Genomic DNA, 13,365 nt, shown 5'->3' on the forward strand with positions numbered 1-13,365 from the left:
ACCTCCCTTCGGGCGAAGGGAGGTTGAGCTATCAGGAAACGTGCTGCAAGAATTCCTGTAAGCGTTGGCTGGGTGGATTTTCAATCAGGGCCTGCGGATTACCGTCTTCGGCAATTCGTCCCTTATCAATGAAAATCAGGCGTGAAGCCACTTTTTCGGCAAAGCCAATTTCGTGGGTCACAATCACCATGGTCATCCCTTCTTCCGCCAGGTCCTGCATAACTTTCAGAACTTCATGGCGCAGTTCCGGGTCGAGTGCTGAGGTTGGCTCATCAAACAGCATCATTTTCGGTTTTACCGCCAGCGCACGGGCGATAGCCACACGCTGTTGTTGACCGCCGGACAGTTCAGAAGGGTAGTGATGTGCACGTTCGGCCAGACCCACTTTTGCCAGCAGCTCTTTCGCCAGTTTCTCGGCCTGTTCTTTATTCGCCCCGCGTACGCGCTGCGGTCCAAACATGACGTTTTCCAGCGCCGTCAGATGTGGGAACAGGTAAAACTGCTGAAATACCATTCCGGCTTCCTGACGGATTAAGCGCTCGTCTACCTTCGGATCGTTTACTTTCAGACCGTCGACGATCAGATCGCCGGAGGTTATCTCTTCCAGCTTGTTAATGCAGCGCAGCAGGGTAGATTTACCGGATCCTGACGGCCCGATAATCACCACAACTTCATCCTGCTGAATGTTCAGGTCAATATTGTGCAGCACCTGGGTTGGACCAAAGTGCTTAGAAACGTTTTTAAATTCAATCACAGGATTTTCATCCTTCTTTCCAGACGACGCAGAATGAAGCTCAGCACCAGCGTAATGATCAGATAGAACACCGCAACGGCGCTCCAGATTTCCAGTGCGCGGAAGTTACCGGCAATGATTTCCTGGCCCTGACGGGTCAGTTCAGCGACGCCAATGACAATAAACAGCGAGGTATCTTTAATGCTGATGATCCACTGGTTGCCCAGCGGCGGCAGCATACGACGCAGTGCGAGAGGTAAAATAACGTGGCGGATAGTCTCTGTGCGTGAAAGTCCAAGCGCCAAACCGGCTTCGCTGAACCCTTTATGGATTGAGAGCACCGCACCGCGGGTGATTTCCGCAATATAGGCCCCGGAGTTGATCATGATGGTGACAACGGCGGCGCTAAAGGGGTCAATGCGTAAATCGTTAAATGCCATTGGCAGAGCGAAGTAAATAAACATTACCTGCACAACGATTGGCGTACCGCGAATGACTTCGATAAACACCAGCGCTACGTGGTTGGCGATCCAACCGCCGAAAGTGCGCGCAAACCCTGCTGCAAGTCCGATTATCAGACCGCCAGCCAGACCGAGGACCGAGATCCACAGGGTCATTTTGGCGCCTTCAATCAAAAGCGGGATGGCGGGCCAGATGGCACTCCAGTCAAACTGCATATGTCGTTCCTGTTACCGTGGTGTAAATATTCAAATGCCCGTTTTGCCGGATGTGCTGTGCTTATCCGGCCTACAGGTCTCAAAAATCCAGGCGTAGGCCCGGTAAGCATCACGCTACCGGGCAACGCTGCCGGTTATTATTTAGGTTCAGTACCGAACCATTTTTTGTAGATTTCGTTGTAAGTACCGTTCTCTTTCAGCGTTTTCAGTGCGCCGTTCACTTTCTCACGCAGGTCGTCGCTGCCTTTCGGGAAGGCGATACCGTACTGCTGGGCTTCCAGCGATTCGCCTACAGCTTTGAACTGACCATTGCCAGCTGTTTTGATGAAGTAAAGAATGTTTGGTGTGTCGTGCAGTACAGCGTCTGCGCGGTTGGTGCCCAGTTCCATATATGCGTTATCGATGTTCGGGAACTGACGCAGGTCTTTGGTTTTGATATTCGCTTTCGCGTAATCAACGGAACCGGTGCCACTCTTAACCGCAACGACTTTACCATCCAGATCTTTTACGCTTTTGACGTCGTTGTTATTCGCTTTCACCATCACTAACAGACCGCTTTTGTAGTAGCCGTCGGAGAAGTCGATCGCTTTTTTACGCTCATCGGTGATGGTGATACCTGCCAGTGCCAGGTCGATATTTTTGGTTTGCAGAGCCGGGATGATGCCGCTGAAATCCATTGGTTTCAGTTCATAATCCAGTTTCAGTTCTTTGGCCACGGCAGCCCACAGATCCACATCAAAACCAACGTATTTGTCACCCTGTTTGAATTCAAACGGTACAAACGCGGTGTCGGTTGCGACAACCAGTTTCTTGTCTGCGGCATGGGAGGACACCGCAAAAGCCAGGGTAAGTGCAGCCAGTGAAACTTTTAATACAGACTTCATAGGATTTCCTTTTATATCCACGGGGCGATCCCCTGCGAGAACAAATGGCTTAATGAAAAAATCGTGCCAATTTTGCAACTCATTGTTTTAACAAGAGGGTGTCTCGTTTTGTTGCACAATAAGTAGGGCAAAGTGAGTAATATGCACTGTTTTGGGGCACTCATTTGGTGCGAACCAGTCACGGTGCAAACGGTATGACTATTTAGCGTAAAAATTGTTGATAAAACAATCTTTCGTTAACGATTGTGTGAGGTGATTATTACAAATAATTTACTTTGGAGTGACGAATGATCAATGTTATGCACCATAGATGTGCAAAACCCCCGCCGGAGCGAGGGTTATATAGGTAATTCTTATGTCTGCTGTTACTCAATGTTGGCTTCGATAAACCACAGGAATTTATCGAGGTCGCGAGAAGCTGCGGTAAAGATATCCGCGGTATCTTCGTCTTTTGCTTCGCTGATAGCTTTACGTACGCTGTTTGCAACTACGGCATAACGTTCGGCCAGCTCTTTTAAGTGGTCCTGTACGCTATGGATATCCAGCGGGTAACTTTTCAGAGGCGTTTTGCTATTAATAACCTGAGTTGTGCCCAGTGCCACACCGCCCAACTGTACGGCGCGTTCAGCCATGGTGTCGAGGTGATCGGTCAAAGCTGTACGGAAGCCATCCAGCATTTCATGTACTGCAATGAAGTTTGCACCGCGCATGTTCCAGTGAGCCTGTTTGGTGATCAATGACAGGTCAATGAATTGGATTACTTGCTGATTCAGCAGTTCTACGGTCGCTTTCTTTTCGCTATCAGACACATCGTTGCGGGTATAAAGGAGGGCGGATGCTTTTGTTTTTACCAGTTTCGCGGTACTCATATTTTCATATCCTCTTGATATTTATGTCCCAACTCTTCAACAGAATTAAGTATAGCGCTAAATTTGGATTTTTGTTTCCGGTGTTGCCTATCACTTTAATAGCGAAGACGAGGGTAAATATAAAATATCAAATAAAATCAATGCAATGAGTGTTTTGTTACTTGTGTGGTGTTATTTTTATGTTAATTTTAAGATTAAATGAAATATGCGGATGAGAAAATTATATTTATTAGAATTATTATCACGCAGATTTACAATTGGATATTCTGCATGATTATGCAAACCATGCAGAATATTACGTGGTTAATTCACGTCGACTTGTTTTATTTGTGGCTCTTTACGAATAGTGAGCGTAGAGCCCATTGATGCGACAATAATGGCGCCCAGAGCGAACGTCTGGATAAGCGTCAGCGTTTCACCGAGGAAGATCATTCCGGAAATCGCGGCCAGCGCGGGTTCCATGCTCATCAATGTACCGAAAGTACGCGTAGGTAGGCGCGTTAACGCAATCATCTCCAGCGAATAGGGAAGCGCAGTAGAGAGGACTGCAATGGCCAGACCTAACGGCAAAATGGACCAGTGCCACAGGGCATCTCCGGCCTGGAGTGCGCCGATTGGTACAAATACCAGTGCTGCAATGAATGACCCTACCGCGACGGTCGCAGGACCGTGTTCCGCGCCGGCTCGCTGCCCGGTAAGAATATAGATGGCCCAGCAGGCACCAGCCCCCAGCGCCAGTGCAGCACCCGTTAAATCTACGTGAGAAACGTCCTGACCCAGAGGCAGCAGGAACCAAAGCCCGAGCACTGCCAACGCAACCCAAATGAAATCCACCGGGCGTCGGGATGAAAACAGCGCTACCGCGAGCGGGCCGGTAAATTCCAGCGCCACGGCGATTCCCAGTGGGACGGTTTGGATTGACAGGTAGAAAAGGTAGTTCATCCCGCCCAGAGACAGGCCATAAAACAGTAGCGGCAGGCGTTGTTCTTTGGCGAATCGTAAACGCCAGGGCTTAAAGAAAGTGATAAGAATGAGCGTACCCAGCGCAAGGCGCAGCGCGGTAACGCCTGGCGCACCGACGAGTGGGAACAACGATTTTGCCAGTGATGCTCCGCTTTGAATGGAGGACATAGCAATAAGCAAAACCAAAATAGGCAACCAGACTGGCGCTTTACGTGACAACCCCGGCATCCTTTCTCCTGTCAAATGATGATTACACATCTCCATCTGTGCCACGCTTCAGCATTGTTACGACGCAGATGATTTTATGTATAGAAAAGTAAAACAGCGAGTGTAATGGAATTACGCTCAACTGGTTGAGTATTCGTTGAAAAAAAAATTGCTCAGTTCCGTACAATGGCATGAAAACGATGGATTAATAATCTGTGTGATTAGGAATGTTCTGGATGAATGTGCCATATTGTGCGCGCAATAATGGTATTTTCAATTGAAAAAGTGATGTTAATTGAAAGAGATAGCGGGTTTTTGAAATGTTCTGTTACATGAAAGACCCCGTTAGACATCGCGAATCGCAAAGAGTTTCCCATCAATTTTTGGTATATTTAAAACTTAAGATTTACTTGAAGCACATTTGAGGTGGTTATGAAAAAAATTGCATGTCTTTCAGCACTGGCCGCTGTTCTGGCTTTCTCCGCAGGTACTGCTGTAGCTGCTACTTCTACCGTTACCGGTGGTTACGCTCAGAGCGATGCTCAGGGCGCAGCGAACAAAATGAACGGTTTCAACCTGAAGTATCGCTACGAGCAGGACAACAACCCGCTGGGTGTTATCGGTTCCTTCACTTACACTGAAAAAGATCGTACCGATGCTTCTGGCGACTACAACAAAACCCAATACTACGGCATCACTGCTGGTCCGGCTTACCGTCTGAACGACTGGGCAAGCATCTACGGCGTTGTGGGTGTTGGTTACGGTAAATTCCAGAACGTAGAATCTTCGACTTACAACCACAGCACCAGCGACTACGGTTTCTCTTATGGTGCGGGCCTGCAGTTCAACCCGATCGAAAACGTTGCTCTGGACTTCTCCTACGAGCAGAGCCGTATTCGTAGCGTTGACGTTGGCACCTGGATTGCTGGCGTGGGTTACCGCTTCTAATCACTTCGGTGATATGAAAAATCCGCCTCTTGGGGCGGATTTTTTTTGTCTGTAATCCTGGAAGGAAGTTCGTTGTAGGCCGGATAAGACACAGTGCGTCTTATCCGGCCTACAAGCGTATTATTTGGTTGAGAAAATATCGGTACCCAGATGGTTGTAGTCCACCTTCTGCAGTTTGAAGTTGGTGATGTACACCGGCCCGGCTTTTTTCTCTGAGATAAAGCGGTAGCTGTTGGTGATTTCCTTTGCGCTGATCCCTGTCCACTGCGAGAAAAAGCTGAGGAAATCATTGGCGGAGCGACGGGCTTTAATCACCCGATGCGCTTTATCATCGCTCGAAAGCACCATGAAAGGCACCTGGAAATTCTGCTGGAACTGATCGTCATGCGCCAGGTACTGCACCTCTTTTCCCCGCTCTTTAAACGCGAGGCCATGATCGGAGAAATAGACCATCGAGAAGCTATTACCGCTGTTACGTAACTGCTCGTAAAGCTGGCGCAGCAGGTCATCCGTCTGCGTCATGGTGTACAGATAACAAGATGTCTCTTTTGACTGGACGAAAGTCTCGTATTTACCCTGTGTTCGGTCACAGGCCTGCGGATGCGAGCCCATTAAATGCAGCACGATGAGCTGTGGCTGAGTACGCTCGGTTGCCAGCACCTGGGCAGTCATCTTCAACAGCGCTTCGTCACGGGTGTTTTTATCCGCTTCGAAGTCACCGCTTTTGAGGAACTGAACCTCATCAGCGCGCTTCGCAATGCTGGCGATGGCCGTATCGTATTCACCAATCTGTCCCTGATTGGAAAACCACCATGTCTGGAAGCCCGCACGGTTAGCCAGGGTGACAAAGTTATCCTGGAACTGGGGTTTATTATCCACTACCCGATTAAGCGTTAAGCCGAGCGATTTTTGCGTTGAACCGCTGGCAGCAATGTAATCCGCGAAGATATAGCCGTTAACGGAGCTGGCAAACGGGGTGTTATCCCAGTGACCGCCAAACGCGCCTAACGCATCGCGGCGGGCGCTTTCACCGATCACCACGACGTAGGTGTGATACTTCGGTTTAACGGCGGTTACCGTCCAGCTGTCTTTTACGCTCGACAGTTTCGCCATACGCTCTTGTTCGTCGAGCACTTCGTTGTTATTGACGATAACGTCCTTGGCGAAACGGAAAACCGGATAGCCAGTATCTTTCAGCTTGAACACGCCGCCCCAGGCCAGGTTTTGTACCGGGGTAACAAAGAATGCGACAACGCTAAACAGCAAACAAATGCTGTCGAACTTATTCCAGCTGCGCTGCTGCACATCTTTTTTACGGCGTACGGCGATAACGCCAAGGGCAAAAATAAACACTCCAACCAGATAACTGTACCAGGGGAAGATGGTCAGGATCTCGGTTGACTCTTCCATATTGGTTGAGTGCAGCGCCAGTAAGGTATTGAAGTTCGGTGAGCCGTAAGCCTGGCCGAACGGAAAATACATTGCCGCAACGAGTGAGCAAATGCCAATCAGTGCTTTCTGCGCGCGCGGCGCGCTACGCCACAGCAGCATCAATATACAGGTGAAAGCAACGCTATAGAGCAGGCTAAGTGGATAGCCCAGTGCAAGGTTGATCAGCAGAGACTGTAAGAAATAGAGGCCAGTCCACGGACTAATTGCCCGGCTACGAGCAATGATTGAATCTTTGAGGGTTAAATTCATATGCCACTGTTACAAAAACGCCATGTGCTTACCCTGGCGCTAAGGGTCATTGCCTGCCTGAGAGAGCGAGAAGAGGGATAGGGTCCGCATCCGCGAGCCGCAATATACGCAGGGCTGCGAAAAGATAGAGTGTGCGCAAGAGAAGGTCAACTACTACAAAGAAATTGTTTTGCGAGGGACGTGGCAAAACTGACAAAAAGAAGGGTTATTGAGACGAAAACCACCACCGTACCCGGATGACGGTAGGAAAATGAAGCGGCGTACCGCGACGCCGCATTATTTTTCTGAAGGTTTATCCTGCTCTGGTTTGCTGTTAATCATGTCACACAGCATAGAGATCAGCATCAACCGTACTTTAAAGGGAGAGTGGCTAAACACGCGTATACACCTCTTAAATTCATTCATGTAAACCTCCTGACTTCACGATCCCATCAGTCCTTGAGGGATGTCTTTATTATATACAGATATAGCACAGGCTATATTATATAGCTATTGCTAAAACGTTAATTTTTTGTGCCCACGCAACTCTGGTTTACAATGAGCGCTCTCTAATCAGATGCCGTTAACGCGTCACAGTAACGAGGAAGCAGAATGAGTCGTCGCGCAGGTATGCCAACAACAAAAAAAGTGACGCAATTGGTGAATGTCGAAGAACACGTTGAAGGATTTCGTCAGGTCCGGGAGGCGCATCGCCGCGAACTGATTGATGACTACGTAGAGCTGATTTCCGATCTCATTATTGAGGTGGGTGAAGCGCGCCAGGTGGATATGGCAGCGCGACTTGGGGTTTCTCAGCCGACGGTTGCTAAAATGCTTAAGCGCCTTGCTTCAGTCGGATTGATTGAAATGATTCCGTGGCGTGGGGTGTTTTTAACCGCAGAAGGTGAACGACTAGCCCAGGAGAGCCGGGAACGTCATCAGATTGTGGAAAATTTCCTGTTGATGTTAGGCATCAGCCCGGAAATTGCCCGTCGCGACGCGGAGGGGATGGAGCATCACGTCAGTAAGGAAACGCTGGAGGCTTTTAGCCGGTTTACGCAACAGCAAGGAACTGGCTCTGAATGAGTTTTCCTTTATTACGTGCCTTACAGCGCGATCGTTTTTTCCAGCTGTTAATCATTGTTGGGGTTGTACTGAGTCTGTTCACGCCATTTACGCCCCGGTCCTGGCCAGGGGCGATTGACTGGCACACGATTATCACGCTTAGCGGCCTGATGTTACTGACCAAAGGCGTAGAGCTAAGCGGTTATTTCGATGTGTTAGGGCGCAAGATGACCCGCCGCTTCAAAACAGAGCGCCAGCTGGCGATATTTATGGTGCTGGCGGCGGCGTTGTTGTCGACGTTTCTGACCAACGACGTTGCATTGTTTATTGTTGTTCCGCTAACCATCACGCTGAAAAAATTATGTGCCATTCCGGTGAATCGCCTGATTATCTTTGAGGCGCTGGCGGTAAATGCCGGATCGTTGCTCACGCCAATAGGCAATCCACAAAACATTCTGATGTGGGGACGCTCAGGCTTATCGTTTACCGCGTTTACCTGGCAAATGGCGCCGCTTGCGGGGGCCATGATGCTGACGCTGGTGGTGCTGTGCTGGTTCAGTTTCCCACCTAAAGCGTTGCACTATCATACCGGTACGCGCGCACCTGACTGGCAACCACGCCTGGTATGGAGCTGTCTGGCGCTGTATATCGTCTTCCTTGCGGCGCTGGAGTTAAAGCAAGAGCTGTGGGGTCTGGCGATTGTGGCGGCAGGGTTCATGGTGCTGGCGCGTCGCGTGATCCTCAGCGTGGACTGGACGTTGCTGTTAGTGTTTATGGCGATGTTCATTGATGTGCATTTGCTGACGCAGCTCCCGGCCTTGCAGGGGATTACCCACCAGATTGGCACGCTCTCAGCACCGGGACTTTGGTTAACGGCTATTGGCTTGTCGCAGTTTATCAGTAATGTGCCCAGTACGATTTTGCTGCTGAACTATGTCCCGCCGACGCTGCTGCTGGCCTGGGCGGTTAATGTGGGTGGCTTTGGGCTGTTGCCGGGATCGCTGGCGAATCTCATTGCGTTACGGATGGCAAACGACCGACGGATCTGGTGGCGTTTTCATTGGTATTCGGTACCGATGCTGATATGGGCGGCGCTGGTGGGGTATGGTTTGCTGCTGTTGATGTAATTGATGTGGTGTGCCGGATGGCGGCTGGCGCCTAATCCGGCCTACTGCGTTGGTAGGCCCGATAAGCGTAGCGCCATCGGGCATATATAGCAGATTAGTTCAGACGAACCGGCATACCTGAACGGTTCTGTACCGCCTGCTCAACGACGGCCTGATCGACGTCAGACTGGCCGGTGATGCTGGTAATGCTCTTGGTCAGGGTAATCGGTACGATTTCTCCGCCTTCGAACTGTGCTTCAGTCGTAGACAGTGGGTTATGTACTTCGATGTAACGGCTGCCGTCTGGTTCGGTAGTGGCTTTTACCGGCTCATCGATAAACTGTACGCGGGTGCCGACTGGCACATTTTCAAACAGGAATTTGATGTCGTCGTTACGCAGACGCACGCAACCGTGGCTGACGCGTAAGCCGACGCCGAAGTTAGCATTGGTGCCGTGGATGGCATACAGGCGACCGATATACAGCGCGTACAGACCCATCGGGTTATCCGGACCCGCCGGAACAACGGCTGGCAGCGGCTCGCCTGCAGCGCGGTATTCCGCATGCATTTTCGCCGTTGGCGTCCAGGTTGGGCCCGCTTTTTTACGTTCTACTTTGGTGGTCCAGTTGATTGGCGTGTCTTTGCCCAGCTGGCCGATACCGATCGGCAGAACAATTACGGTGTTGGTGCCTTTCGGGTAGTAGTACAGACGCATTTCAGCGCTGTTGATAACAATACCTTCATGCACAGTATCCGGCAGGATCAACTGCTGAGGAATGTTCAGCACGGTGCCGCCTTTCGGCAGGAAGGTATCCACGCCCGGGTTGGCTTCCAGCATGTTAGACAGACCCATCTGGTACTCTGCCGCATAGTATTCCAGCGGCTGGGTGTTGCCTTCAGGAATGGTGATAACCTGGTTTTGGCCAATTAAACGACTACCATCGGTAGGCAGCGGGTACGTGACGGCTGAAGCAGTGTTACAAAAACCAACTACCGCGAGCGCCGCCGCGAAAAGCGTTGTCAATTTCATATTCATTTTTGCGAGATTCTGAAGCCAAGCAGGCTAGTGGGTTGAGATTTATGTAGTGTTGGGCACGCATTATATGTGCATTCTGAGCAACAAGGAATTCGGATGTGTACTAAATCACATTTTTTTCCTTTTGCTTTCACTTTATCTGTGCAGCATGAACGGCGCGATCTTATTGCAGACTTATGGCATAATAAGCGGTTTGTCACATATTTCTTTCTCTTTCAGGATACGCCTGTGTTAGTTTCCAGCAACGTCACTATGCAGTTCGGCAGTAAGCCGCTGTTTGAAAATATTTCCGTCAAGTTTGGCGGCGGCAATCGTTACGGCCTGATTGGCGCGAACGGTAGCGGTAAATCCACCTTTATGAAAATTCTCGGCGGCGACCTCGAACCGACGCTGGGTAACGTTTCACTCGATCCGAACGAGCGCATCGGTAAGCTGCGTCAGGATCAGTTCGCCTTTGAAGAGTTCACCGTGCTTGACACCGTTATTATGGGTCATGCTGAACTGTGGGAAGTGAAGCAGGAGCGCGATCGTATCTACGGCCTGGCCGAGATGAGCGAAGAAGACGGCTATAAAGTGGCTGACCTCGAAGTTCAGTATGGCGAAATGGACGGCTACTCTGCGGAAGCGCGTGCGGGTGAACTGCTGCTGGGCGTAGGCATTCCGGTAGAACAGCATTACGGCCCGATGAGCGAAGTCGCGCCCGGCTGGAAGCTGCGTGTGCTTCTGGCGCAGGCGCTGTTCTCTAACCCGGACATTCTGCTGCTCGACGAACCAACGAACAACCTGGATATCGACACTATCCGCTGGCTGGAGCAGACGCTGAACGAGCGTGACAGCACCATGATCATCATTTCGCACGACCGTCACTTCCTGAACATGGTCTGTACGCACATGGCGGATCTGGACTACGGCGAACTGCGTGTTTATCCGGGTAACTACGACGAATACATGACGGCGGCAACCCAGGCGCGTGAACGTCTGCTGGCCGATAACGCCAAGAAGAAAGCACAAATTGCCGATCTGCAATCCTTCGTCAGCCGCTTTAGCGCCAACGCGTCTAAATCTCGACAGGCGACTTCTCGTGCGCGTCAGATTGATAAGATTAAGCTCGACGAAGTGAAAGCGTCCAGCCGTCAGAACCCGTTTATCCGCTTCGAACAGGATAAGAAACTGTTCCGTAACGCGCTGGAAGTGGAAGCGCTGGCGAAAGGTTTTGATGAAGGCCCGCTGTTTAAAAACTTCAACCTGCTGCTGGAAGTAGGGGAGAAGGTTGCCATCATTGGTGCCAACGGCGTGGGTAAATCCACTATGCTGAAAACGTTGGTTGGCGACTTGCAGCCGGACAACGGTACCGTTAAGTGGTCTGAGAACGCCCAGGTCGGTTACTACGCGCAGGATCATGAATACGAGTTCGAAAACGATCTGACTGTTTTCGAATGGATGAGCCAGTGGAAACAAGAAGGCGATGATGAGCAGGTAGTACGTAGCTTCCTTGGCCGTCTGCTGTTCAGCCAGGACGATATCAAGAAACCTGCGAAAGTGCTCTCCGGTGGTGAAAAAGGACGCATGCTGTTCGGTAAACTGATGATGCAGAAACCGAATATCCTGGTTATGGATGAACCGACCAACCACCTGGATATGGAATCTATCGAGTCGCTGAACATGGCGCTGGAAATGTACCAGGGCACGCTGATCTTCGTTTCTCACGACCGTGAGTTCGTCAGCTCGCTGGCAACCCGCGTGATTGAAATTACGCCAGAACGTGTAATTGACTTCACCGGTAACTACGAAGATTACCTGCGTAGCAAAGGCGTCGAATAATTATCCCGTCGTTCTCGTGTTACAGGTGTGATGGTTGCACCTGTAACACGGGATACTTAGGGATAAGGGTATATAAAATTAAACAATCCCCAGCGCGCGTTTACCGTGGATATTCAAATCCTCCAGCGTGAAGCGTCCTTCCCAGTTAGTTTCATAATCCTCCCGTGGAAAATCACCCGGCGACGCACCCTTTTCCAGCGCGACCTTCACTTTGTGGGCGTAGGCCAGATTCTTTTCGCACATCGGTGCGGCAGGAATGTACATCACGTTACCCCAACCCTGCTGATTTTCCACCGGTGCGACGGAGTGAATCACATCACAATGCCACCAGACGGAGTCCCCGGCGTCCAGTTGTGGAATGCTGGTTAGCGCTTCAATCAGCAGCGGATGCCATTGCGTGGAAATCGGCAGCACCCGGCCGGGCGCGACGCCGCAAAGTTCATCTTCTGGCACATCGTCAAGCAATGGGCGTAACAGTACATACGCCATCGCTTCAGGGATCGGGACCACATGCAACAATCCCTGACCTGGCAGCATATCGGACAGTGCAGTCCAGCCCTGGAAGGTACGGAATACCGAACATTTGGTGGTGTTATCCACCGTGTACTCTTCTACCTCGGTGCGATGCGCCGCCTGCCACGGATCGTAATCTTCCAGCTTGCCATTGAATACATGAGCAAAGACCTGCTGATATGCCGGAAGAAGCCAGCGTTCCAGCGCGCCGGAATCCGTATGCGCGCCCAGCCCTTTGGACGTGGTTCCCGGCGGTCGACGGCGAATGCGGTCAGGGTAAATAACGCTGACATCCGGGTTAAACCATTGTTTACCTTCGCTTGTAAAGGTCCACAAACGATTGAGAAACGACTGTGCATTGGCCATTTCTTCACTCTGGCGGGCTTGCATCTGCGCCTGGGACCAGTAGATGGGGTAGATTTCAGGTCGTGATGCGCTCAGGGTACCGAAGAAATTATCGCCTGGTCCTTTATAGACGTCGTCAAAGTGGTTGCGGTCCAGATAGTCCAGCATTGAGCTGTCCCAGCCGAGAGCCTGTTCGCGAGGGAAATGACCTTTAATAACCGCGCATCCGCGACGCTTAATTTCTTCACGCTGCTCTGCATTTACGTGGCCAGCTTTGATATCTGCATAAGATATCACTGGCCACACCGGGGCACCCTGCGCTTTGAGGGCGTTGATTTCTGCCACGCGGGCGGCGATAGCGTCGCTCAACTGATTGAAGATCAACTGAACATCCCCAAGCTGTGCCCGCAGTTGCCGTTTCATCTGCCGGATTGCCGCTTTGTGATCGGCGGGCAGCGTGTCGCTGGTAAAAGTAAAAGCCATATCCACCTCGCATTAACTTTCATTCGAAACAAAAA

Annotated in this window: 13 protein-coding genes; 4 read left to right on the plus strand and 9 right to left on the minus strand. The window is 50.7% G+C overall.

Annotation, left to right across the window (positions count from 1 at the left end; all coding sequences use genetic code 11):
• Positions 1-31: 31 nt before the first annotated feature.
• The 5 genes from glnQ to rhtA form a co-directional block, all read right to left on the minus strand.
• Complete coding sequence (gene glnQ, locus OGY71_RS19480; protein ID WP_286613563.1) at positions 32-754, minus strand: glutamine ABC transporter ATP-binding protein GlnQ; 723 nt, start codon at positions 752-754, stop codon at positions 32-34.
• A complete protein-coding gene (gene glnP / locus OGY71_RS19485) occupies positions 751-1,410 on the minus strand; it encodes a glutamine ABC transporter permease GlnP (RefSeq protein ID WP_003035248.1) in 660 nt (219 codons plus the stop codon). Before glnP ends, glnQ begins: the two co-directional genes overlap by 4 nt.
• Positions 1,411-1,547: 137 nt before the next feature.
• On the minus strand, positions 1,548-2,294 hold the full coding sequence (gene glnH, locus OGY71_RS19490; RefSeq protein WP_003035251.1) for a glutamine ABC transporter substrate-binding protein GlnH: 747 nt from the start codon (positions 2,292-2,294) through the stop codon (positions 1,548-1,550).
• Positions 2,295-2,659: 365 nt separating this feature from the next.
• Positions 2,660-3,163: a DNA starvation/stationary phase protection protein Dps gene (gene dps, locus OGY71_RS19495; protein WP_003035253.1), complete on the minus strand. Its 504-nt coding sequence runs from the start codon at positions 3,161-3,163 to the stop codon at positions 2,660-2,662.
• Positions 3,164-3,466: 303 nt separating this feature from the next.
• A complete protein-coding gene (gene rhtA / locus OGY71_RS19500) occupies positions 3,467-4,354 on the minus strand; it encodes a threonine/homoserine exporter RhtA (RefSeq protein ID WP_003831578.1) in 888 nt (295 codons plus the stop codon).
• Between the two features lie 411 nt (positions 4,355-4,765).
• On the opposite strand from rhtA, the gene ompX reads away from it, so the two are divergent.
• Positions 4,766-5,281: an outer membrane protein OmpX gene (gene ompX, locus OGY71_RS19505; RefSeq protein ID WP_003831579.1), complete on the plus strand. Its 516-nt coding sequence runs from the start codon at positions 4,766-4,768 to the stop codon at positions 5,279-5,281.
• Between the two features lie 120 nt (positions 5,282-5,401).
• On the opposite strand, the gene OGY71_RS19510 is transcribed toward ompX, so the two are convergent.
• On the minus strand, positions 5,402-6,982 hold the full coding sequence (locus OGY71_RS19510) for a phosphoethanolamine transferase (RefSeq protein WP_126318725.1): 1,581 nt from the start codon (positions 6,980-6,982) through the stop codon (positions 5,402-5,404).
• A gap of 276 nt (positions 6,983-7,258) precedes the next feature.
• On the minus strand, positions 7,259-7,387 hold the full coding sequence (gene mntS / locus OGY71_RS19515; RefSeq protein WP_003831584.1) for a manganase accumulation protein MntS: 129 nt from the start codon (positions 7,385-7,387) through the stop codon (positions 7,259-7,261).
• A gap of 186 nt (positions 7,388-7,573) precedes the next feature.
• Here mntS and mntR point away from each other — a divergent pair, with 186 nt between their 5' ends.
• Both mntR and OGY71_RS19525 read left to right on the plus strand, forming a co-directional pair.
• Entirely contained in the window at positions 7,574-8,047 is a 474-nt protein-coding gene (gene mntR / locus OGY71_RS19520) for a manganese-binding transcriptional regulator MntR (RefSeq protein WP_003831586.1), read from the plus strand.
• Complete coding sequence (locus OGY71_RS19525; RefSeq protein ID WP_003831588.1) at positions 8,044-9,153, plus strand: anion transporter; 1,110 nt, start codon at positions 8,044-8,046, stop codon at positions 9,151-9,153. The genes mntR and OGY71_RS19525 overlap by 4 nt, the downstream gene beginning before the upstream one ends.
• Before the next feature lie 94 nt (positions 9,154-9,247).
• On the opposite strand, the gene ldtB is transcribed toward OGY71_RS19525, so the two are convergent.
• Entirely contained in the window at positions 9,248-10,168 is a 921-nt protein-coding gene (gene ldtB / locus OGY71_RS19530) for a L,D-transpeptidase (protein ID WP_063940654.1), read from the minus strand.
• 228 nt (positions 10,169-10,396) lie between these two features.
• On the opposite strand from ldtB, the gene OGY71_RS19535 reads away from it, so the two are divergent.
• Positions 10,397-11,989 carry an ABC-F family ATPase gene (locus OGY71_RS19535; RefSeq protein WP_032934551.1) on the plus strand — a complete coding sequence of 531 codons (1,593 nt, stop codon included), beginning with the start codon at positions 10,397-10,399 and terminating at the stop codon, positions 11,987-11,989.
• A gap of 78 nt (positions 11,990-12,067) precedes the next feature.
• Here OGY71_RS19535 and OGY71_RS19540 read toward each other — a convergent pair whose 3' ends face one another.
• The gene (locus OGY71_RS19540) at positions 12,068-13,330 is read right to left on the minus strand and encodes a DUF1479 domain-containing protein (RefSeq protein WP_003831596.1); all 1,263 of its coding nucleotides are present in this window, start codon (positions 13,328-13,330) and stop codon (positions 12,068-12,070) included.
• Between the last annotated feature and the right edge of the window lie 35 nt (positions 13,331-13,365).

The sequence above is a fragment of the Citrobacter sp. Cpo109 genome (genome assembly GCF_030332565.1).
Lineage (GTDB): Bacteria > Pseudomonadota > Gammaproteobacteria > Enterobacterales > Enterobacteriaceae > Citrobacter > Citrobacter portucalensis.